The organism is Thermovenabulum gondwanense (assembly GCF_001601575.1).
GTDB lineage: Bacteria > Bacillota > Thermosediminibacteria > Thermosediminibacterales > Thermosediminibacteraceae > Thermovenabulum > Thermovenabulum gondwanense.
In genome coordinates this window covers 18,324-40,167 of record NZ_LOHZ01000030.1, presented here as the reverse complement: position 1 = coordinate 40,167, position 21,844 = coordinate 18,324, and the positions used below count along the sequence as shown (strand labels likewise).

Annotated in this window: 21 protein-coding genes, 6 tRNA genes, 1 other RNA gene, 1 pseudogene and 1 riboswitch; of the genes and pseudogenes, 25 read left to right on the top strand and 4 right to left on the bottom strand. The window is 41.9% G+C overall.

Features of this window, described 5'->3' with window-relative positions; translation table 11 throughout:
- The first annotated feature begins 58 nt into the window (after window positions 1-58).
- The 4 genes from ATZ99_RS06535 to ATZ99_RS06520 all read left to right on the top strand — a co-directional run bounded on the left by ATZ99_RS06535 (window position 59) and on the right by ATZ99_RS06520 (window position 6,811).
- Window positions 59-2,395: an S-layer homology domain-containing protein gene (locus tag ATZ99_RS06535; protein WP_068748434.1), complete on the top strand. Its 2,337-nt coding sequence runs from the start codon at window positions 59-61 to the stop codon at window positions 2,393-2,395.
- A 607-nt stretch (window positions 2,396-3,002) separates the two neighbouring features.
- On the top strand, window positions 3,003-3,683 hold the full coding sequence (locus ATZ99_RS06530) for an ABC transporter ATP-binding protein (RefSeq protein ID WP_068748433.1): 681 nt from the start codon (window positions 3,003-3,005) through the stop codon (window positions 3,681-3,683).
- 67 nt (window positions 3,684-3,750) lie between these two features.
- Window positions 3,751-5,457, top strand: coding sequence for an efflux RND transporter periplasmic adaptor subunit (locus tag ATZ99_RS06525; protein ID WP_068748432.1), 1,707 nt, complete (start codon window positions 3,751-3,753; stop codon window positions 5,455-5,457).
- A 10-nt stretch (window positions 5,458-5,467) separates the two neighbouring features.
- A complete protein-coding gene (locus ATZ99_RS06520) occupies window positions 5,468-6,811 on the top strand; it encodes an ABC transporter permease (RefSeq protein ID WP_068748491.1) in 1,344 nt (447 codons plus the stop codon).
- A gap of 27 nt (window positions 6,812-6,838) precedes the next feature.
- On the opposite strand, the gene hepT is transcribed toward ATZ99_RS06520, so the two are convergent.
- Window positions 6,839-7,267, bottom strand: coding sequence for a type VII toxin-antitoxin system HepT family RNase toxin (gene hepT, locus ATZ99_RS06515; protein WP_083947391.1), 429 nt, complete (start codon window positions 7,265-7,267; stop codon window positions 6,839-6,841).
- Window positions 7,267-7,689 carry a nucleotidyltransferase domain-containing protein gene (locus ATZ99_RS06510; protein ID WP_068748431.1) on the bottom strand — a complete coding sequence of 141 codons (423 nt, stop codon included), beginning with the start codon at window positions 7,687-7,689 and terminating at the stop codon, window positions 7,267-7,269. The genes hepT and ATZ99_RS06510 overlap by 1 nt, the downstream gene beginning before the upstream one ends.
- Window positions 7,690-7,926: 237 nt before the next feature.
- Here ATZ99_RS06510 and ATZ99_RS06505 point away from each other — a divergent pair, with 237 nt between their 5' ends.
- Together ATZ99_RS06505 and ATZ99_RS06500 are read left to right on the top strand one after the other, a co-directional pair.
- Window positions 7,927-9,186: a glycerol-3-phosphate acyltransferase gene (locus ATZ99_RS06505; RefSeq protein WP_068748430.1), complete on the top strand. Its 1,260-nt coding sequence runs from the start codon at window positions 7,927-7,929 to the stop codon at window positions 9,184-9,186.
- A complete protein-coding gene (locus tag ATZ99_RS06500; protein ID WP_068748429.1) occupies window positions 9,152-9,763 on the top strand; it encodes a GNAT family N-acetyltransferase in 612 nt (203 codons plus the stop codon). Before ATZ99_RS06505 ends, ATZ99_RS06500 begins: the two co-directional genes overlap by 35 nt.
- On the opposite strand, the gene ATZ99_RS06495 is transcribed toward ATZ99_RS06500, so the two are convergent.
- Entirely contained in the window at window positions 9,760-10,047 is a 288-nt protein-coding gene (locus ATZ99_RS06495) for a DUF503 domain-containing protein (RefSeq protein ID WP_068748428.1), read from the bottom strand. The genes ATZ99_RS06500 and ATZ99_RS06495 overlap by 4 nt on opposite strands.
- Before the next feature lie 54 nt (window positions 10,048-10,101).
- Here ATZ99_RS06495 and ATZ99_RS06490 point away from each other — a divergent pair, with 54 nt between their 5' ends.
- Complete coding sequence (locus ATZ99_RS06490) at window positions 10,102-11,382, top strand: DUF7305 domain-containing protein (protein ID WP_068748427.1); 1,281 nt, start codon at window positions 10,102-10,104, stop codon at window positions 11,380-11,382.
- Here ATZ99_RS06490 and ATZ99_RS06485 read toward each other — a convergent pair.
- On the bottom strand, window positions 11,379-12,569 hold the full coding sequence (locus ATZ99_RS06485) for an MFS transporter (protein ID WP_068748426.1): 1,191 nt from the start codon (window positions 12,567-12,569) through the stop codon (window positions 11,379-11,381). The two genes, ATZ99_RS06490 and ATZ99_RS06485, sit on opposite strands and share 4 nt — an antisense overlap.
- Before the next feature lie 303 nt (window positions 12,570-12,872).
- On the opposite strand from ATZ99_RS06485, the gene ATZ99_RS06480 reads away from it, so the two are divergent.
- The 18 genes and pseudogenes from ATZ99_RS06480 to ATZ99_RS06400 all read left to right on the top strand — a co-directional run bounded on the left by ATZ99_RS06480 (window position 12,873) and on the right by ATZ99_RS06400 (window position 21,699).
- Window positions 12,873-12,959, top strand: a tRNA-Ser gene (locus ATZ99_RS06480).
- Window positions 12,960-12,969: 10 nt separating this feature from the next.
- Window positions 12,970-13,065 (top strand) — tRNA-Ser (locus ATZ99_RS06475).
- 7 nt (window positions 13,066-13,072) lie between these two features.
- Window positions 13,073-13,149, top strand: a tRNA-Arg gene (locus ATZ99_RS06470).
- A 16-nt stretch (window positions 13,150-13,165) separates the two neighbouring features.
- A tRNA-Arg gene (locus ATZ99_RS06465) sits at window positions 13,166-13,242 on the top strand.
- A 21-nt stretch (window positions 13,243-13,263) separates the two neighbouring features.
- The gene (gene tadA, locus ATZ99_RS06460; RefSeq protein WP_068748425.1) at window positions 13,264-13,719 is read left to right on the top strand and encodes a tRNA adenosine(34) deaminase TadA; all 456 of its coding nucleotides are present in this window, start codon (window positions 13,264-13,266) and stop codon (window positions 13,717-13,719) included.
- 11 nt (window positions 13,720-13,730) lie between these two features.
- A tRNA-Ser gene (locus ATZ99_RS06455) sits at window positions 13,731-13,824 on the top strand.
- A gap of 191 nt (window positions 13,825-14,015) precedes the next feature.
- Window positions 14,016-14,109: transfer RNA gene (locus ATZ99_RS06450), tRNA-Ser, on the top strand.
- Between the two features lie 137 nt (window positions 14,110-14,246).
- Window positions 14,247-14,444, top strand: a complete 198-nt coding sequence (locus ATZ99_RS06445) for a hypothetical protein (RefSeq protein ID WP_068748424.1) — start codon at window positions 14,247-14,249, stop codon at window positions 14,442-14,444.
- A pseudogene (locus tag ATZ99_RS12305) lies at window positions 14,437-14,514 on the top strand (type II toxin-antitoxin system PemK/MazF family toxin); the annotation flags it as partial. The gene ATZ99_RS06445 and the pseudogene ATZ99_RS12305, both read left to right, overlap by 8 nt.
- Window positions 14,515-14,647: 133 nt before the next feature.
- An RNA gene (ffs, locus tag ATZ99_RS06440) (signal recognition particle sRNA large type) lies at window positions 14,648-14,912 on the top strand.
- 250 nt (window positions 14,913-15,162) lie between these two features.
- Window positions 15,163-15,320, top strand: a riboswitch (M-box (ykoK) riboswitch).
- 213 nt (window positions 15,321-15,533) lie between these two features.
- Window positions 15,534-16,784 carry a magnesium transporter gene (locus ATZ99_RS06435; RefSeq protein WP_068748423.1) on the top strand — a complete coding sequence of 417 codons (1,251 nt, stop codon included), beginning with the start codon at window positions 15,534-15,536 and terminating at the stop codon, window positions 16,782-16,784.
- A gap of 22 nt (window positions 16,785-16,806) precedes the next feature.
- Window positions 16,807-18,048: an Nramp family divalent metal transporter gene (locus ATZ99_RS06430; RefSeq protein ID WP_068748422.1), complete on the top strand. Its 1,242-nt coding sequence runs from the start codon at window positions 16,807-16,809 to the stop codon at window positions 18,046-18,048.
- 25 nt (window positions 18,049-18,073) lie between these two features.
- The gene (gene dnaX / locus ATZ99_RS06425; RefSeq protein WP_068748421.1) at window positions 18,074-19,738 is read left to right on the top strand and encodes a DNA polymerase III subunit gamma/tau; all 1,665 of its coding nucleotides are present in this window, start codon (window positions 18,074-18,076) and stop codon (window positions 19,736-19,738) included.
- A 32-nt stretch (window positions 19,739-19,770) separates the two neighbouring features.
- Entirely contained in the window at window positions 19,771-20,082 is a 312-nt protein-coding gene (locus tag ATZ99_RS06420) for a YbaB/EbfC family nucleoid-associated protein (protein WP_068748489.1), read from the top strand.
- Window positions 20,083-20,102: 20 nt separating this feature from the next.
- The gene (gene recR / locus ATZ99_RS06415; protein ID WP_068748420.1) at window positions 20,103-20,702 is read left to right on the top strand and encodes a recombination mediator RecR; all 600 of its coding nucleotides are present in this window, start codon (window positions 20,103-20,105) and stop codon (window positions 20,700-20,702) included.
- Window positions 20,703-20,845: 143 nt separating this feature from the next.
- Window positions 20,846-21,046: an ATP-binding protein gene (locus ATZ99_RS06410; protein WP_068748419.1), complete on the top strand. Its 201-nt coding sequence runs from the start codon at window positions 20,846-20,848 to the stop codon at window positions 21,044-21,046.
- Window positions 21,047-21,132: 86 nt separating this feature from the next.
- The gene (locus tag ATZ99_RS12010) at window positions 21,133-21,402 is read left to right on the top strand and encodes a YaaL family protein (protein WP_222927091.1); all 270 of its coding nucleotides are present in this window, start codon (window positions 21,133-21,135) and stop codon (window positions 21,400-21,402) included.
- Window positions 21,403-21,432: 30 nt separating this feature from the next.
- Entirely contained in the window at window positions 21,433-21,699 is a 267-nt protein-coding gene (locus ATZ99_RS06400; RefSeq protein ID WP_068748418.1) for a pro-sigmaK processing inhibitor BofA family protein, read from the top strand.
- Window positions 21,700-21,844 lie beyond the last annotated feature (145 nt).

Below are 21,844 nucleotides of genomic sequence, written 5' to 3'. Positions count from 1 at the left end.
AATAATAAGCCTTTATAAAATAAAATAAAAATTATAAAAAAATAAGGAGGATTTGGGTATGAAATCAATTAAGAAGCTGCTGGCACTTGCGATTATCGCAACATTAGTGCTCGGCTTAATGCCCGTTGCTTTTGCAGCTGCACCCAGCGACGTAGCGGGTACAAAGTATGAGAAAGCTGTAAAACTATTACTCGATCTTGGTGTCACAACGGGTTACCCCGATGGCACTTTTAAGCCAGCAAATGTTGTTACGAGAGCCGAAATGGCTGCTTTCATAGTAAGAGCTCTCGGCCTTGAAGAAGCAGCTAAATTCTCAGCCGGTGCAACTCAATTCACAGATGTGAAAGCTGGAGATTGGTTTGCAGGCTTCGTAAACGTAGCATCAACTGTAGGAGTAATTAAGGGTTATCCCGATGGCACTTTTAAGCCAAATGCAACAGTTACTTACCCCGAAGCTGTTACAATGCTCGTTAGGGCTCTCGGATACACCGATGCTGATGTAGTAGGCGCATGGCCGGTAAACTACATAGTAAAAGCTTCTCAGCTCGGAGTATCCAAGGACGTAACCATTAAAAACGAAGGCGCTGTAAGAGGAGATATAGCTTTATTATTGAATAATACTTTATTTACAGATATGAAGAAAGAAGACAAAGATGCTGCTACAGTTAAACTAATTGAAAAGGGATTAAATGTAGTAAAGAAGACATTTGTAATAGCTAATATTCCTGATTTTGATAGTTCATTAAAAGAAGGCGAATTTAAATCTAATGAAGCAACAAACAATGTATATAAAGCAGGGAATGTTGATGTAAAAGCTTTACTTGGTATGAAAGTTGAAGCTTATGTAAAAGACGGCGAACTTGTTACCGCTATCCCCACTGGCAATACTGTAATTACTCCGAAAGATACTGTAACTGTTACAGCATCAGCATATAAAATAGAATATACAAACGATGCTGATGAAGATAAGACAATTTATGGTACAGCAAATACTTTTATAGTTTTCAATTTTGATCAAAAAACATGGGCAGATATTAATGATACCTACGTAACAATGATTGATAACAATGGTGACAATAAAGTGGATTATATTTTTGCGAAGAAATATGATTTAAGAGAAGTAAAATATGTTGATTTAGCAAACAGCAAGTTATATACTACGATAGATTCTTATCAATTAAAAGATGCTAAATATACAATTATTAAAAATGGAACAATGGCCAAATTATCAGATTTAACAAAAGGTGATATAATTCATGTCGCAAAGAACACAGCATCAGATAAGTTTGAAATAATTGCGGTTAACAAAACAGTAGAAGGGAAGGTAACTGAAATAGAAGGAACAACCTCACTCAAGGTATATGTAAATGGAGTAAAGTATAGCTTCAATACAACACTTGATGCTACAGTTGATGATAATATCACTGTTGATTCAACCTATAAATTTACTTTAGATAAAGATAATAAAATTGTTAAGAAAGAGCAAATTGCAGCGGCAAATGAAACAGTAGCTATGGTAGTCTATAAGGATACCTTCACTGAATTTGGCAAAACAATTTATAAAGTAAAATTGTTGTATGCTGATGGAACTGAAAAAGTCCTTGAAGTAAAAGATTTAGCAACATATAATGCTATAACTATAGCAAATTATATAAAATACACAACAGATTCAAATGGCAAAATAAATAGCATCAACACATGGGGAACAAAAGAAGTTACACCGAGTGGCACAGTTAAATTAAATAAAGATAATATTGAAGTAGGTTCAACAAAATATTTTGTAACTAATAATACGGTTGTTTTCTATGTATATAATAATAATATAGATGTAGTAAAATATAGTGATTTAGCAAAACAAACTTATTCTAATGCAACAATTAATTTATATAATCTAACTACTTTTAACGAAATTGGTACAGCAGTAATTTATAATAACCAACCGTTATCACAAGTGGCAATTTCTTCTGATGAAAATGTAATTTTAGTAACGAAGGTAACAACAGTAAGTGATGGAAAGAAAGTATATGGTTTTGTAAAAGGCTCATCAACATCTTTTGTTACAAAAGATCAAAATTTTGCTGCAGTAGCAGGTACAGTATATAGCTATAAACTTGATAAAGATGGATATGGTGTAAATATTACAATGACAAATAAAAAGGAAACCAATCAAGATGTTCAAGCTATAGATTCAGCAAGAATAAAAGTTAATAACACAATTTATAAACTAGCATCAGATGTAATAGTTTACAAATATGATTCCCAGAATAGCGCTTGGGTTGTAGGTTCGCTTGCAGATATCATAGCAAATGATGATACTAATATAGCAACAAATGTAGACTTATTTGTACTTGATAATGATTATCCTGATGTAGTAAATATTATAGTTATACGATAATAAAAAAAAGCTGCGGGTTTTATATCCCGCAGCTTTTTTATGGTGCGCGCGGCATGCCCGTGACCTTGATGATAAAAGTCCATCTGGGGTTGATAGCACCAACCGTTAGCTGAAGGCAAGGGTGTCTATCGCGAGGTGGAATCTGAAGGAAGCCGGAGGCAAAATCCCGGTCCGATGAACAGGAACTGCATATAAGGCATATGTAAGCCGGATGAGTTTGCAATATAAAACGAAGTCCAATGCTATCCGAGGCTTATGGTGTAAATGCAGTAGGAGCATAGAAGGAAAGGGTGGCGAGATTGAATCCCGCAGAAGCGCTGAGGTACGAGTGATGTCTGGCAGGCGTTAAGCACCTGCCATTTTTTATATGCACGAGGAATTCTCGCGACTTTGAATGGCAAAGCCTTTACGGGGGTGATAGCACATGACATAAAGCAAAGGCAAGAGGGCCTATCAAGAGATAGAAATATATAGAATATGATAAAATAAGGCGGCAAATCCCCGCCTTTTTTCTTTTCATCGAAAAAATTCTATCACCCCCATCTTCAAAATATGATAAAATTAAAAATATAAAAATCCTTAAAAAAAGAAAAAAAGGAGAAAATTTATGCTCATTGAGTTGAAAAACGTGAAAAAATACTACAGAACGGGTAAGTTAAATGTGAAAGCCCTTGATGGGGTGGATTTATCGGTGGAGGGGGGAGAGTTTTTAGCAATAATGGGCCCTTCGGGGTCGGGGAAGTCTACGCTTTTAAACATTATAGGGTGTCTCGATAAGCCCACGGAAGGGGAGTACATATTAAACGGGAAGAATGTGGAAAGGTTAAACGATGATGAGCTTTCCGAGATAAGGAATAACTACATAGGGTTTGTGTTTCAGACCTTTCACCTTTTGCCCGAGTACGATGCCCTTTTCAATGTGGAAATCCCTTTAATTTACAGGGGTATTTCTGCAAGGGAAAGGAAGGAAAGGGCAGAAGCTGCATTGGAAGCTGTCGGCTTAAAGGAAAGGATGAAACATAAACCCCTTGAACTTTCGGGGGGAGAGCAGCAGAGGGTTGCCATAGCGCGGGCGCTTGTGCAGGAGCCGCTTTTGATTTTAGCGGATGAGCCCACGGGAGCCCTTGATTCTAAAACCGGAAATTCCATAATGGAGCTTTTTTGCAGGCTGAATGAGGAAAAAAATCTTACCATAATTTTGGTTACTCACGATGAGAAGATGGCGCGCTACGGGAAAAGGGTTGTGCACATACTTGACGGCAGGATAGAGAGCATTACATTAAATTGAGTACATAAAATTTAAGCAAAAAAATTAGTTTTACGAATATTATCTTAAATATATAAGGGGGCTTAATATGTTTAAAAAGGTTACTGCATTTTTAATTATTGCGGCACTGGTGGTTGCAGGGGGATTTTACGCCTTTAAGAGTTTACTTCCTCCGCCGAAAAAGGAAGCTCAGGGGCCCGTTTACTCCACCGCAAAGGTTATAAGAGGGGATATAAGCGTAGGGGTTGAAACTTCAGGGCCTTTATACCCCAACAGCAGCGGAGGTATTATGGTGCCTTATAATCCCGAGTCTCAGGGAATGTTAAGCTACATAATAGATGAGGTTCTGGTAAAGGCGGGGGATACCGTCCAGGCGGGACAGGTGCTGGTAAGGCTCAGGGCACCCAATATTCAAACGGAGCTTGAAAACCTTCAAAAGCAGCTTGAGACGGCAAAAAAGGCCCTTGCCGATAAGCTGGGGACGACTCCCGATAAGCTCTACGAGGTGGACCCTTCAAAAGGGATAACCTTAACTGCTCCCATTGACGGGAGGGTTTTCGGGTTTTCCGCAAAGGAAGGGAATGAGATAAAGGAAGGGGAAATTGTCGCAAAGATAGTAAACGACTCTAAGTTCAAACTTCTGGCAAAACTCTATCCCGGTGAATTTGCGGTTGCAAAGGATTACAAAAAGGCCTTTTTGAGGTTTAACGTCTACGAAGGGGTGCTCGAAGGGGAAGTGGTGGACGTAAACGACGAACCGGTTACCGAAGCTGCCGGAGGAACGGATTACACGGGAGAAAAGATGTACCAGTATGTATACTACATGACCATTGAAGGAAAAAACCCCGGTTTAATACAGCCCGAACTTACCGCATACGTGGGGCTTGCCAAGGAAGGAGTGAAAAACCCCGAAAGCCCGGATGTCTTATGGCTTAAATACCCATCAAAAGTGGAAGGCTTTGCCGAAGAGGAATCGGTGTTTTCCACCGTTACCGCCCGGGTGACAAAGGTGTTTGTCAAGGAAAGGAGCAAAGTAAAAAAGGGCGATCCCTTAATTCAGCTTGCGGGCTCCGACGTCAGGGACTACATCCTCGAGGAGATGAAGAAGATATCCGAGCTTGAAAGCAAGATGTATAAGCTTCAAAACCAGCTTTCCATGCTTGAAATACGTGCACCGGTGAGCGGTGTCGTTGCGGATTTTAACGCTACGGTGGGAAAGACGGTGAATATGGGCGAATGGCTCGGAAATATATTCAACCCCGATGACATGACCATGTGGTGTCAGGTGGACGATATAGACATACTCCTCGTAAAGCAGGGTTCTCCCGTAAAGGTCACCTTAGATGCACTGCCCGGGAAAACCTTGGAGGGGAGCGTGGTATTTATATCGCCCATGGGCAAGGATCAGAGCGGCATTTCGAGGTTTGAGGTGAATATAAAGGTAAAGGGTACGCCGGAGCTAAAGCCCGGTATGCAGGCGAAGGCTTATATCGAAGCGGGGAGCGCGAAAAACGTCCTTTTGGTGCCGGTGGAAGCGGTATTTGAGGAAGACGGGCAGCCCAAGGTTGAGGTTTTAAATCCCGACGGGACCACAAAGGTGGTAAATGTCGAGCTCGGTTTAATGAACGACAGGTACGCCGAGATAAAAAGCGGACTAAACGAAGGGGATGAAGTGGTAACGGGTTCGAGCTTTGACGTCCTTCCATCCCAGCACATAAAGACGGATAGGCTCCTTCCCGGGCAAAACGGAAATCAGGGAAGCGGTACGGGTAACCAAAATAGCGGCGGCAAATGAGGTGAAAAGGATGAAAAAAAACGGCCTTGAAACCCTTTTAGTAAAGTTTTTTTTCTCGGCGAAAATGGCGTGGCACGGTGTTGCGGCAAAACCCCTTAGAACCTTCCTGACGGTGCTCGGGATTGCCATAGGTGTGGCATCGGTAATAAGTTTGATGGGAATAGGGGAAGGGGCGCGCCTTCAAGTTTTAAGGCAGTTTGAGAGCCTCGGCTCCAATGTTATAGAGATAAAAGCCCAGGACCCGAGTGTGGAATTCAGCCCCGAAGAGGCCTTTGAGCTCAAAGAACGGGTAAGCGGTATAAAATACGCGACGCCCATCATAAAGACCAAGGCGATAATGCGCTGGAGGAGGGCCAGGGGCGAAGTCCAGATACTCGGTGCGGGAAGCGACTACTATAAGGTGAGGGATTATAAGGTAATTACGGGGCACTTTTTTACCGAATGGCATGTAAAGGAGAGGGCAAAAGTTGCGGTTTTGGGATATAACATAGGAAAAAGCCTTCTAAACGGAAGGTCTCCCGTAGGGGCTACCTTCACCTTAAACAACGAGACGTACAGGGTGGTGGGGGTGCTATCTAAAAAAGGCAACAGTCAGGAAGGTCTGGATGACCTCATAATAATCCCCTATACTACGGCCCTGAAAATAGCGGGGAAAAGGACGGTAGACGAAATATGGGTGAAGGCGGACTCGGCAAAAAGCGCGGACCTTGCCATTGCTCAGCTCGGGAGGATTTACAGGAGAAAGCTCGGGCTTGACATGAAGGCCCCAAAGGTAAATCCAGAAGGTCAAAACAAAGAGGGCCAGGGAGAAAAGGAAAAGCTCCCCAATAAAGAAAATCCCGAAAATCCGGCAGTTCCACCCGAAAAGCAGGGGGGAAGCCCAAATACCCCCGAAAACATAATAGGCGGCAAGGAGCTCATAACGATAACCAACATGAATACCCTCATCGAAGAAGCGGATAATGCGAACAGGGTGATGACCCTGCTTCTTGCGGGGATTGCCTCGGTATCCCTTCTCGTTGGGGGGCTCGGAATAATGAATATAATGCTCGTTGCAGTATCGGAAAGGACCTCGGAGATAGGATTAAAGCGGGCTCTCGGTGCAAAAAAATCCGACCTTTTACTGCAGTTTATCCTGGAAAGCGTTATTTTGAGCTTGCTCGGCGCCGTAGCGGGGATACTCGCGGGTGTTTGGGGAGTGAAGATTTTTACCTCTTACGGGCTTTACGCCGTAGTAAGCATAAATGCTTTGAAGGTATCCACCTTCGTGGCCCTCGGATGCGGGCTATTATTTGGGGTATACCCCGCATACCTTGCGTCCTCCGTGCCTCCTGTGGAAGCCCTTAGAAGATAAATAAAATAAATTAGGAGTAGAACAAAATTATTGTAAGAAATTTTCTTTTATTTTTTTAACAAATTTGTCAAAATCATTAAGATTATTTTCTGCAATTTCAATAACTTTTTCCGGGGAGACTTCCTCATAACCATGAACAATTTTATTCCTGAATCCTATCATTTTTGAGTATAGCGTCAATTCTTTTTCATCGATTACTTTGAAATTATATAAAATGTTCAACGCATCTCTTGCGTCCACAGGGGCTTTGTTAAAATGCTTAGCAGTGATGTGATATATTATATCGATCATTGCCTCTACAGCGGTTTGCAGAGAGTATTTTAGGCCTTTAATAAGCCAGGGGTCGCTTAAAATTTCTTCCTTTTTCTTTTCGTAAAGAAGCTTTTTAATATCCTCTTTTTGTTCCTTGATGAATAATATTTTTTTGGTTACTTTATTTTTGTCCAATGGACTCATTACGATCCCTCCAGTATAATATTTACAGCTTCTTTATAACGGGGGTATATTTCCTTAAATTTCAAACTCACTATTTCAATTAAATCCGTTATCGCATCTTCATCCTTTATAAACAACGGTAGTCCATTTCTTAAAATATTAAAGGCAATTATAGTGTTTGAGTGGTTTACCGAGTGGATGTCAAAGGGATGCCCCTCAAAATTTAAAAGCTTTAAGTATAATGTTTCAATAACATCCTCCGCTTTTTTTTCGTCTATGCAATCGTAAAAAATAATTCCAATGTCTATGTCGCTGTCGGGGCGCATTAAATCGAGACTTGAGCCGAAAAGGTAGACGCCTGCTATTTCTTCAAAAGAGGCGACCTTTTCTGTAATATAATTTTTTAATTTTTCCTTATCTATTCTTACCAAATCCCTCGGCATTTTTATCACCGCCCGTAATTTATTTTCATCAACATCTATAAATTACCATAATTTTAACATAATTTAAAGCATTTGTAGCCCTACTTGAAAGTCTTCCAAAAAAAGTTTTTGGCAAAACACCGGATTTTAATTAAAATTATAATTAAAAAAATAATTATCCTTTGAATCACAAAGATATCGCAAAAAATATTATATACTATACAAATTTTTCAATTATCCGAAAAAGAAGGGGTAAAAATGAGCTATTTTGTCGTAACCGGGCTTTTTTCCTACCTTGTCGGGGGATTTTTCGTATTTAAAAAGAGGGAAACCTTTACTCAGATGGTGGAATTTTTAAAGGGCTATCTAACCATGCTTTTTGCGGGGCTTTACCTGCATTCGGGTCTCACCTACATTTTTTCTTCGATGGGCGTCTTAACGGGGCACACGCGGCCCTTTTTTAAGGGTTTTAGAGGAGATACTACGGAGGCCCTTGCCCTCGGCATCATCTTTTATCTATCGTGGAAGATGGGGCTGATACTTCTTTTCTTTTTTCTCATAATAAGTCAGTTCGTTGAAGAATACGAAGATGCAGTATTTTTGACATCCCTTTTGATTCCGGTGATTTCCTTCAGGTTCTTCAGGACGGATTCTTACAATATAATATGCACAATCATTTTCGTCCAGCTTGCCATTCAGTTTTGGCCCGATTATCTGGAAAAAAAGGTAAAGTCCGTTTTTATAAACCGCACGGTACTGGGACTTTTGGTGTTATTTATCCTCATTCTTTTCTTTTTCAATAAATACGTATATAAAGGCTTTGGGATGCAGAAGGACCTCATAAGGCACGGCCCGGGGCATTTTAAATACGTCGCCATTACCTTTGACGATGGGCCCGATCCCCTTTATACGCCGGAAATACTGGATATCCTCCAGGATAAAGGCGTACCGGCCACCTTTTTCCTTGTGGGGAAGAATGTCGAAAGCTACCCCGATATTGCAAAAAGGATCGTAAGGGAAGGGCACTCCGTTGGCAATCACACCTATAGCCACAGGAGCCTCATCCCCCTTTCAGCAAAGGGGCAGGAGGAGGAGATAAAAAAGTGCGAAAGTGCAATAGAAAAGGTTGCCGGTGTAAGGCCGGTGCTTTTCAGGCCACCGAGAGGGGTATATACCGCCTTTGCCAGAAAACTTTTAAAAGATGAAAGATATACCATCGTTTTGTGGGATGTGAGCGCCATGGACTGGGCGGAGCTTCCGCCGGATAAGATCGTGGAAAGGGTGGTAAAAAGCGTAAAGCCCGGTTCCATAATACTTTTTCACGATTCGGGGGACTTAGTGACCTACAGGGGAGGAAACAGGACATCTACGGTGGAGGCACTTCCCCGGGTTATAGATGAACTAAAAAAACAGGGCTACGAATTCGTTACAGTGGACCAGATGATATTCCTTTCGGAACTCATGGAAACGGAGGAAAAGGTAAATGAGAATAAGAACGGCGGCTTTGAAGGACGTTGAGGCGGTGGCAGAGGTATTTTTAAGGGCTTTTGAGGGGAGTATAAGGTTTTTCACCCCCGTCACTTCGGGTATAAAAAAGGCGTTTTTTGACTTCTTTTCTCTTTTGATTTCTACCTTCAGGGAAGGCGTGATGGTGGCAGAGGAGGAAAACAAAATCGTCGGGTACATCGTAATGGCGGATAATGTCAGGAAGCTCTGGAAGGAAGCGGTACTTAGCGGATTTATTTTTAAGGTAATCGTAAAATATTTCAAGGGAGAATACGGGATAAAATTGAAGGACGCTTTAAGGATAGTTTTCAATAAAGTTTTCTTTTTAAAATTCGAGGTGGTAACCTCTCCTTCGGCCCAGCTTTTATCCATAGGTGTTCTGCCGGAACGGCACGGCAGGGGGATTGGAAGTGCCCTTCTTGAAAAGGGGATGGATTATATAAGGAAAAAGGGGATAAAAAGGGTGAAGCTTGAGGTGAGGCCCGAAAACACATCCGCGGTGAACCTTTACAAAAGCTTTGGTTTTAAGGTAAAGGGAAGGAATAGGGACCTTCAGGGTGAATGGCTCGTAATGGTGTGGGAAGGTTAAAAGGAAAACACCTCCCTTTCGATGTTTTGCACGAAAAACCGTCCATCCTCCTCTAAAAAATTCAATGCGCTTTCAAGCTGGCTGTCCGCATGGGTTTTACTGGAGGAAACGCAGCTGATGCCTATAACGGCAAAGCGAAGGTCATCCTGCCTTTCCACCTCCGCTACCGAAAGGTTAAGTTTACCTTTCAGCCTTTCAATGACGCTTTTCACCACGGAGCGCTTATCCTTTAAGGAAAAGGTATCCCCAAGGTAAATTTCCACTTTTAAAATTCCGACGTTCATGGTTACCACCTTTCAAAAAAAATTTATTATCATTAATAAAAGCGGGCGGTAAGTATGGGATTTTATAAGTATTTTAATAAAATTTTAAAGGAAAATAAAGGGGCGGTGCTGGTAACGGTGCTCCTCACCGGGACGGTGCTCATAATGCTTGGCATTGCCCTTTCGGAGTTTTCAAGAAGCGATTTGAAGGCTTCCCTTTACTACGAAAGAAGGGTCCAGGCCCGGTATCTGGCAGAAGGAGGACTGCAAAAGGCGCTTTCGGAGTTAAAAAATGATCCTGAAAGGCTTCAGTATATAATTTCGTCGGCAAGGGGAAAGCCCAATGGTTTTGTCTTTGACAGCATGAGCGTGGAAGAAGGGGATTTAAAGGGGAGTTTTACCTTAAAGGCGGTGCTGGAATCGGAAAACCGGCTGAAAATTATCTCAGAGGGCTCAACGGGCAACTCAAAATTTACGGCTTATGCGTATCTTGACGTCATCAGGAGCTATGAAGCCTTTCAGAAGATGATCTTTTCTTATTCGGGCTTTTCCTTTAACGGCTCCGCGAGCCTGCAGGGGGATATAGCCACCCTTGGAGATGTGGATTTAAAGGGAAGTTTTGATTTAAACGGGAATTTATACGCCAAAGGCAATGTGGAGCTTTCGGGGAGCGCCCGGGTGACAAAAAGCATATATTCCCTCGGAAATGTAAGCCTGAAAGGCAGTGCCGACGTCTACGGCGATATATACGCAAAGGGGTCTATTACATCCAGCGGGGCGGTGCTGGTAAGGGGTAAAAGCTATCCCTACTACAACGGGGATATAAATTTTTCTCAGGAGATGCCTTTTCCTGATGCCAATTTTTATAAAAGCAGGGCTACTTCCGTTTACGAAGGCCCTTACAGAGTTACCAGCCTTGCCATGAGCGGCAATATAATTTTTGTGGATGACGATGTGGTAGAGGTGGTGGATAATAAAGGGAATAAAACTACGGTAGTGCATGAAGGGGATTTTTCCGCGGATAACCTTCAGGGAAACGGCGTGATATATGCAAAGGGGGATGTGGAACTAAAAATTGTCAATGGGAACAGTAACGGAATAATTATTATTTCCGAAAAAAATATTACGGTAAAAAATTCGGGGAATATAAAAAATGCTCTTTTATATGCGCCAAACGGCACGGTGGACCTGGGGACTTCAAATTTTGAGGGGTGCATTGTAGCAAGAAATGTAGAATCCAACGGGAGTGCGATGATAAAATACAGCGGCGCCTTCTTATCCATGAGCCAGTATCTTCCCCAGCAAAACCCACCTAAAATAAACCTGGATTACATAAAAAAGGAAGGGATGTATTAAAAGCTCCCTTCCTCTTTTTCTTCTTTTATTAAGAAGGAAAGGACAAAAGCAATTAAAAACATCAGCCCGCCGCCCAGGAAGGTGAAGGTTATTCCGAAGCTGTCCCCGAGGAAGCCGCCTATCATTGAGCCCATAACAAGTCCGATGGACATTAGGCCGTTGTATACTCCGAAGGAACTTCCCTGATTTTCGGCGGTACCTGCTTTTGCGATGAGGACGTTGCCGGCTATGGTCACGGCGGCGTTGAAAAAGCCGAATAAAAACCTCACGACGAAAAGGTACAAAAAGCTTCCCGCAAATCCCTGCAGTGCGGTTAAAAGCGCAGAGCCCGCAAGGCCTATGCGGTAAAGATAAGAGGCGGAATATTTTGCTTTTCCGAGAAAGGGCGATGCGATAGCGGTGGAAATCCCCGTTATGGAAAATACGAGGCCGGTGTAAAGGGAGGCATTTTCGGGTGAAATTTTATGCATCAAAAGGGTTACGGCGGGAAGGATACCCATAAGGGCTGCCTGGACGAAAATACCTACCGAATACACTATAAGGAGTTTTCTATTTTTTAATGTATCTGCAATGCTTTTTGCCATGGATGATTTTGGCTTTTCTGTCTTTACATCTTTAATGCCCGTGATATAAGGAAGAATTCCCGCTATTAAAAGCAAAATCCCATTAAAGGCTATGCTCTTTCGAATACCCATAACCTTAGCGGTAATCCCGCCTGCTAAGGGCCCCGTAATGGTGCCTACTGCGGCTGCAGCATTAATAATAGCGAGGTTGTAGCTTAAATTATCGGGTGTGCTTACGGAGGCGATAAAGGTGATCGCGGCGGGGATGTAGCCGGAAAAGGTTCCGTTCAGCGCTCTTAAAAATAAAAGCTGGGTTGGGGTTTTTGCACCAGCCATTAAAAAGTATATAATTCCCATAACGAGCCCGGCCCTCGCCATCATGGGCTTTTTCCCGTATCTATCCGAGATTGCTCCCCAGATAGGGGCCATTATCCCAAACATAAGGGAGTTTGCCGAATATATAAGCCCCGACCAGGTGGTAATGTTTTGGGTAACTCCCATATCTAAAAGAAGATCGGGCAAAAACGGCGTCATGGATGAAAAAGCTAACTGGGCTATAAAAACGCCAAAAGAAATGATATATAATTTTTTAATCTGATTTGATAAATTTAAAGGTAAATTCATTTTAAATCCTCCGGTTAAAAATTTGAAAAAAATAATAAAAAGGCAAATAGCCTTTTAAAATATATCTACATCTGCGAATTAAAATACAAAAAATAAAGCTTCATAAAATAAAAATATAAAGGTATGAGAATTTGATAAAAGCAATAATTTAAAACCATTTTACAATAAAATGATTTCCAAGTAATATTATAATACAATTTTTTTACTCTGCGTTACAAATTCCAAAAATTAATAAAAGCAGAGGAAAACCATCGTGTTGACAAAAGGGAATTTTTTATGCTATACTTTGAATAGTCAATTTGCGGAGGGGTGTCCGAGTGGTTTAAGGAGCTGGTCTTGAAAACCAGTGCCCCAAAAGGGCCGGGGGTTCGAATCCCTCCCCCTCTGCCAGGATACTTGCGGAGAGATGGCCGAGAAGGTCGAAGGCGGTCGCCTGCTAAGCGACTATACGGACCTAAAATCCGTATCGAGGGTTCGAATCCCTCTCTCTCCGCCACTTACATGCGCCTGTAGCTCAACTGGATAGAGCGTCTGACTACGGATCAGAAGGCTGTGGGTTCGACTCCTGCCAGGCGCACCATCAAATGCTTTAACATGCGCCCGTAGCTCAGGAGGAAAGAGCAGCGGTTTCCTAAACCGCGTGCCGGGGGTTCGAGTCCTCCCGGGCGCACCATTTTATTTAGGGGCAAGTGCGATGGATGGTATTCACCAGGTCTTCATGCGGGAGGCTTTAAAGGAAGCCGAAAAAGCCTTCGAAGAGGATGAGGTGCCCGTCGGCGCGGTGATCGTAAAAGACGGAAAGGTCATCGCTAAGGGAAGAAACGGGCGGGAAAAGCTTCAGGATGCCACTGCCCACGCAGAATTAATAGCCATAAGGGAAGCCTGCAGGGAGCTTGGCAGCTGGAGGTTAACAGGGTGCAGTTTATACGTTACCTTAGAGCCCTGCGCCATGTGTTCCGGAGCGGCGGTGCTTTCCAGAATTGACTCTGTAATTTTCGGCGCATATGATCCGAAGGGCGGATGCGCGGGGAGCGTGTTAAACGTTTTATCCTGCAGGGATTTTAACCATCGGCCCCGGGTCCTGGGCGGAATACTGGAAGAGGAATGCTCCTTCTTATTAAAGGAGTATTTCAAGAAAAAAAGGGAATAAAAATTTTGGGTGGAGAGATGGCCGAGAGGTCGAAGGCGCTCGACTCGAAATCGAGTAGGCGGCCTAAAAGCCGTCTCGTGAGTTCGAATCTCACTCTCTCCGCCATTAAAAATGTTAAAATGTATATTAGTAATAACTCGGGATAAAATCTTTTATATATAAATTTTTTAATTTTTAGGGCTAATATAGCGGTTATATTAAATTGCAGAATAAACTTATAGTAAGTCCTATACGTTAAATTAATTAATAATTTAATTAACAAAATTGAAATTCATAATTTAAGTAAAAATTTTTGCGGAGAGATGGCTGAGAGGTCGAAGGCGCTCGACTGGAAATCGAGTGTACGCCCCAAAAGGCGTACCGAGGGTTCGAATCCCTCTCTCTCCGCCATTATTATTGTACAAATGACCGCATTCCATTCTAACTTTTAAAGGAGAAGGAGTGTGGTCTTTTTCATTACTTTTAGCAAAAGTCGAGTTGTAAACTTTAGAGAATAATTGTGGTATAATAATTTTGAGGTGAGATTAATGAATGCAGGTAAGAGCATATTATTAAAATTAATTGATGAAATTTCGGAAAGCCAAATGCGAGAGGTTATAGATTTTATTTTATTTTTAAAAAGCAAAAAAGATAATCAGGTATTTAAAGAACTATTGTCTGCCAGCGAGAGCAGTATAGATTTTTGGGATAATGATATTGATGATGAGGTATGGAACAATGTATAGACAGGGCGATATATTATTAATCCCTATCCCTTTCAGTGATTTAACATCCAATAAAAAGCGCCCTGTTCTTGATTTCTAAAAAATAGGCAACAAAATGCCTAACAATATATGGAAAATTATTTACCTTGCTATTTGTAGATAAAGATAGTATAATTAATTGTGCGAATCGTGTGGGCAAAAGTTATTATTGAATAAAATCTTGGCCGTGCTAGACGGGGAGGTAGCGGTGCCCTGCACCCACAATCCGCTGCAGTGGGGTTGAATCCCTTCCCGAGGTTTTATCCCTGTGGGGTCCGGCCGGGACAAGTGGCAAAGAAGGTTGGGTCCCGCGCAATGGGAACTTCCGAACCCCGCCAGGTCCGGGAGGAAGCAACGGTAAGGAAGCACTTCCATGTGCCGCGGGGCAGCCTGACCGGAGTTAACTATCCCGGTATCGCCCGGAGGGAAAAATCGACGGAAGGTGCACGGCCATTAATTATATAAAATTATATAAATAAGCAATTAAAGGGGTAGCATGAAATGCTTCCCCTTTTTTAATTCAAATTCTAAAAAAGATAAGCTCCAAATTTTAAAAAAGATCATATTATAAAATAGATTGAAATCTAAAGAAATATGTAGGAATAATAGGTTAATGTAAAAGAATCACCAATAATTTAAAAATTCAAGGGAATTTACTTGAAAAATAAATTTTTTTTGCTAAAATAGTATTTGAAAAAAATTTTCTGCTCGGTAGGCGAGGCTCCTACAAGGATACAGGCTGCTGCCGCGAAAGATTGGAGACAATCTTAGCTGGTAAACAGGTTTGGCCGAATCAAGGCTTAACCTAATGCAGCTTTTAAGCCCTGTAGTGCCAAAGCTTGTACGAGGTTTAATAAGATTTTCCTTTTCAGCCTTGACCTCGTATTAAGCTTCGTATTAAGCCGCCGGGGAAGAGGCTTTTTTATTTTCCAATTTTGAGCAAAATATAAGAAAAAGGAGATGGTTTTTTAAATGGACGGTAACCCTGCCGGTAGAATTTTTAAAATTCGGTGGGGGGATGTATAAGGCGTAAACATCCCCCCGCAGAAAAAATTTTGAGGGGGGATGTTTATGAAAAATATAACAAGTTTTTACTTAAGCAGGGTAATTGGGAACAGGGTATTTTGCGGTGAAATGGCGTTTGGTAAACTTATTGACCTGGTGGTAGATTTAAGTTACGAAAAGCCTAAGGTGATAGCGGCCCTTGTGGAAGAAAACGGAAAAAAGGTTTTCTACGATTTTTCTTATTTTGAAGTGAACAAGGAGAAGGGGCAGTACCATCTTAATTGTACAGAAAAGAAGCCGGTGGAAATTGATGCCGAAAAAACAATGATGCTGGTAAAGCATATCCTCGACAAGCAGATAGTGGATATAAACGGGAGGAAGGTTGTAAGGGTAAATGATGTAAGGCTTGCCGTGCTTTCAACGGGGACCTATGCGGTAGCCGTGGATATTGGGCTGGAAGGACTTTTGAGGAGGCTCGGGCTTGCAAAACCCATAAAGAAAATATTAAAAAATTTTGGCGGGAATATCTCTTCAAAATTTATTCTCTGGGATTACGTGCAGCCCATCTCTTCGGCTAAATCGGACCTTAAGATTTCCATGAGCTACAATAAGCTTTACACCCTGCACCCATCAGACCTTGCGGATATTATAGAAGACCTGGACAAAAAGACCCAGGCGATGGTTTTTGCTTCTCTCGATGATGAAAGGGCTGCAGATGTTCTGGAGGAACTTGAAACCCGGGCGCAAAGGAACGTGCTCGAAAGTTTACCCGTGGAAAAAGCCGCAGATGTATTGGAGAAAATGCCCTTTGATGAGGCTGCGGATATTTTGGACGATATTAACAGGGAAAGAGCAAATGAAATACTGAGCGAAATGGACACCCATGCCTCCAGGGAAATAAAGGAGCTAATGCAGTACCCCGAGCATACGGTTGGAAGCATTATGGTGAGGGATTTTATATCCTTTAAGACCACCTTCACGGTGGAGGATACAATTAAAGAACTGAGGCGATTAAAACCCGATGCGGATGTTATATATTACCTTTACGTAATAGATGAAGAGGGGAAACTCGTTGGGGTAGTATCCTTAAGGGACCTGGTTATTGCCGAACCCGATACCGTACTGGAACAAATCATGAAGAAAGATGTGATATATGTCAGGGATACCGATGATGTCAATTCTTTAATAGGGATAATATCAAAATACAGCCTGCTGGCAGTCCCTGTAATAGATTTAACGAGAAAACTTATAGGGGTTGTAATAATAAACGATATAGTGTATGAGCTTTTGAAACGGAATAAGAGAATGGCTGGATAAGGCGGGAAAGGAGGAAGCAAATATGAACCAAAAAAACGGCGGATTTTTTAAAAGAATGCTACTGCTTTTCAGCATAATAGGTCCCGGACTTATAACAGGCATTGCCGATGACGATGCTACGGGGATAGCCACCTATGCCAGCGTTGGAGCATCCTACGGTTACAGGATGCTGTGGGGGCTTTTTTTAATTACTATAAGCCTTATTATAGTCCAGGAAATGGCGGCTCGAATGGGAGCGGTAACGGGTAAAGGGCTTTCCGCACTTATTAGGGAAAACTTTGGTGTAAAAATGACCCTTTTTGCCATGCTCACCCTTTTAATTACGAACTTGGCCATAACCGTTGCTGATTTTGCGGGAGCAGCGGCGAGCCTTGAGATATTGAACGTTCCGAAATATATTTCCGTGCCGTTAATTGCCCTTTTGGTGTGGATGGTAATATTAAGGGGATCTTACAGAAAAGCCGAACGATTTTTTTTGATATTATCGCTGGTGATGGTTTCTTATATAATTACGGCTTTTCTCGTAAAGCCCGACTGGGGCGAGGTCATTAGAAGCACCTTTGTGCCTTCCTTCAGCTTTGACAGGGACTTTGTCATGATGTTTATTGCAATGGTGGGGACTACCATAACTCCCTGGATGCAGTTTTACCATCAAGCTTCGGTGGTGGATAAGGGGATAGATGTGAAACATTACGAATACGAAAAGATGGATGTGGTTATAGGGTCGCTTGTGAGCAATGTTTTGGCGTTTTTTATAATAGTAACTACTGCAGCCACGTTAAATAAAGCGGGCATTACTATAGATATGGCGGAGGATGCCGCTGCCGCTTTAAGGCCCTTAGCGGGAAATTACGCTTCTACCCTTTTTGCAATAGGACTTTTTGGAGCATCTCTAATTGCAGCCCATATTGTTCCCCTCTCCACCGCGTATGCCATAACCGAAGCCTTCGGCTTTGAAAACGGGCTTGATAAAACCTTCAAAGAAGCGCCGGTTTTTTACGGCATTATTTTGTTTTTCATAATTCTCGGTTCTCTGGTTATCTTTCTCCCCAGCAGTGTGTTTATTCAGTTGATTATTATTTCCCAGGTAGTTACGGGTATATTGACTCCCATTATACTTATTTATATGATTGTACTTACAAATAAAAAAGAAGTTATGGGAGAATATGTAAACGGGAGAATTTTTAATGCTGTTGCCTGGGTTACCGTGGGATTTATTATTTTACTTACTGTAATTCTTACCCTTTCGCCTTTAATCGGGTGAGACATTTTGGATTGGAGGGGCTCTTTTGACCTATTTAGCACTTTACAGAAAGTACAGACCTTCAAATTTTGACGAAATAGTGGGGCAAAGGCCCATAGTGAGGGTTTTAAAAAATCAGCTTAAATCCGGGAAAATAGGACATGCCTATCTTTTTTGCGGTATGAGGGGGACCGGGAAAACCAGCACCGCCAGGGTATTTGCTAAGGCTTTGAACTGCGAAAAGGGGCCTACCGACAACCCCTGCGGAGTTTGCAGAAACTGTTTGGCCTTTCAAAACGGCTCCTTTATGGATATAGTGGAAATGGACGCCGCTTCCCACCGGGGGATAGATGACATAAGGGATTTGAGAGAAAAGGTAAATTTCCCTCCATCCCAGGGAAGATACCGTGTATATATTATCGATGAGGTGCATATGCTGACCCAGGAGGCTTTCAATGCCCTTTTAAAGACCCTGGAAGAACCGCCCAAACATACGGTTTTTATCCTGTGCACCACAGAGCCGAATAAGCTTCCCGCTACCATCCTATCCCGATGTATGAGATTTGATTTCAAAAGAGTATCTCTCGGGGATATCGCGGAGCATTTAAAAAGGATTTCTCAAAAGCAGGGCTTAAGGGTGGACGACAGGGCAGTAAAATTAATTGCGCGGCATTCGCAGGGGTCTATAAGGGATTCCCTGAGCCTTCTTGATAAAGCTTCGGGCACAGGCAGCGAAGTGATTACCTATGAAGATGTGCTGGAAATATTAGGAGCGGTGGAAGATGAAGTTTTTATAAGGATTGCTCTGGCGGTAAAGGAAGGGAACCCCGGGGAAGTTTTGACGGTAATTGAAGGTGTTTTTGAAAAAGGGAAGGATATTAACAGGTTTGTGGAAGATCTAATGTACTTTTTCAGGAACCTTCTTTTACTTTTGATAAAATGCCCCCCGGAGCTTATAGACCTGCCGCTGGAGGAAATACTTAAACTGAAAGAAATTGCGTCAAAATATAAAAAAGAAGAGATTTTGCAGATTCTCGATATATTAAAAGCCGCTGCCAATGAGGTTAAATGGACGGCAGTTCCCAGGATAGTACTTGAATCAGCCCTTGTAAAGCTTACCATGCTTTCTCCTCCAGTTTCGGTGCAAAAGGAATATATTAAGTCAGAAGGAGAAAATAAAGCAGGCTGTGATAAAGAAAGGGATGCCCAGCATGAAAAAAATCAGGATGTAGCGGAACGCGAAAAGGAAAAGGAGAAAAAGGAGGACCCAAAAGAGGATAAAAAATCCGGGAGAAGTGCGTCGAAAACTGAAGAAAAGGAAGGGGAAGAGGAGAAAACCAAGAAAAAAGAGGATGAAGCCTTAGAATTGATTAAAGCTAAGTGGCAGGATGTGGTGGACTTTCTCTCGAAAAACGGTAAAATGCTGCTCACCAGCATGATAACATCCTTTAAAGTATTACCGGAAAAGATGCAAAAAAATCACCTGACACTTTCGGCACAGGAGGCATCCCAGGGACAGCTGGATTTTATTAAGAGTCAGAAAAAATTGATTGAAGAAGCTATAAAAATCATTACCGGGTTGGAAGTAAACGTACAGGACGTAAAAATTAAGGGGACAGAGGGGAAGAAAGAAAGGGAAATGGATGACGATTTAGTAGAAAATGTGATAAAATTGTTCGGGAAAGACATAGTGGAAATAAAAGAGGATTAAAGGAGGCGGGTGTTTTGAAGAATTTTGGTCCCATGGGGAACATGGGTAAGTTGATGAAACAGGTTCAGAAAATGCAGGAAGAAATGCTCAAACTTCAGGAAGAGCTGAAACAAAGAACGGTGGAAGCTACGGCTGGGGGAGGAGCGGTTAAAGCCGTTGCCAACGGTAAAAAGGAACTGGTGGAAATTAAGATAGAAAAAGATGTGGTCGATCCTGAGGACGTGGAAATGCTTCAGGATCTGATCCTTGCCGCGGTAAACGAGGCTTTAAATAAAGCGGAGGAAATGGTATCCACGGAGATGGGTAAATTGACGGGAGGTTTAAACATCCCAGGGCTATTTTAAAGACAAAGGAAGGGTAAAGGATGTCTTATTATGCTAAACCGATTGCAAGACTCATAGACGAGCTTTCAAAACTTCCCGGGATTGGACCCAAGACCGCCCAGAGGCTTACCTATCACATATTGAAGCTTTCCAGGGAGAGGGTTAAAAAACTTGCCGAAGCCCTTTTGGATGTTAAGGATTCAATAATTTACTGTTCGGTTTGCGGAAATTTTACCGAGAAAGACCCCTGCGATATTTGCGAAAATCCTTACAGGGAAAAGGGCGTAATAATGGTGGTGGAGGAGCCCAAGGATGTGGTGGCAATTGAGAAAACCCGGGAGTACCGGGGACTTTACCACGTGCTTCACGGAGCCCTTTCCCCTTTGGAGGGCATAGGCCCGGACGATATACGCATTAAAGAGCTTTTGGGAAGGGTAGGGCAGGGAGTAAAAGAGGTAATCCTTGCTACTAATTCGGATGTAGAAGGGGAAGCCACTGCACTTTATATTGCAAAGCTTTTAAAACCGATGGGGGTAAAGGTGACAAGGATTGCTCACGGAATACCCATGGGCGGCGATTTGGACTACGCCGATGAGGTAACCCTTTCAAAGGCGCTGGAAGGCAGAAGGGAAATAGGATGAAATAAAGTTTAAAAGATTTATGATAAAAAGCTGACGGAACGTCGGCTTATTTTTTTAAAAATATATCTATATATTGCAATAATACGATATATGGTGTATAATATACCCTCGTAGGGTATATTATAAGCAAAAGGAGGATTATTATGACGATAAAGATAAACAAGCAAAGATGTCCGCAAAATCATCCGTGCCCGTCGGTGAGAATATGTCCCACGGGAGCGCTTACTCAAAAAGGATTTAATGCACCCGAAATTAATAAAGAAAAATGCATAGAATGTATGAGATGCGTTTCTTACTGCCCTACGGGCGCGATTGCCCTTGAAAGAAAAATTCAGTCAAAGTAGTGTTTTTATGCATCCCCTCTGCATAAAATATTAATATGAATATTTCCCCTTTAAAATGGAAATAATTTCATCAGAGGGGATGAATTGTGAAAGGGGAAAACAAAAATAACGTTTTATCCTGGCTTTCCGCATTATTTTTTGAAGAAGTCCAGGATAATAATCCAAATAGCGATCTTTTAGAAGAACTGCGGAAGGCCAAAAATGAGTGGATGGCAGCGGAAAGTTATTTTGAGAGCGTGAGCGATCCGGATCTGGTGGAATATGCCGTGTACAATATCGAGACGGCAAAAAGAAAATACTTTTATTTATTAAAAAAAGCCAAGGAAGAAGGAATAACCTCCGGTGATGTAAAATAAATTTAGTACAAAAAACCGGAGGTGAAAATCATGCATGTGGATATATGGGCAATAGCAGCTTATGCCTTCGGGCTTTTAATGCTTTACGCTATTGCCAGGATTCTTATTGCTCCCGTTAGATTGATATTAAAATTGATTTACAACGGAATTATCGGAGGAATATTGCTTGTAATTTTAAATATGCTGGGAGCTTTTTTTGGGATTCATATAGCCGTAAATCCATTAACTGCACTGATTGCGGGTTTTCTCGGCGTGCCGGGAATTATTCTCCTTTTATTTATAAAATACTTCTTCTAACGAAAAACTCAAAGGGAAAAAAATACAAAAACCCCTGAAACAGGGGTTTATATTTTTTTCGGCTTGACCGAAAAAAAATTGTCTGTTATACTTTAATAGAAAAAGCTGTTATAATAGATAAAGCCTCAGTTTAAGCTGAAACTAA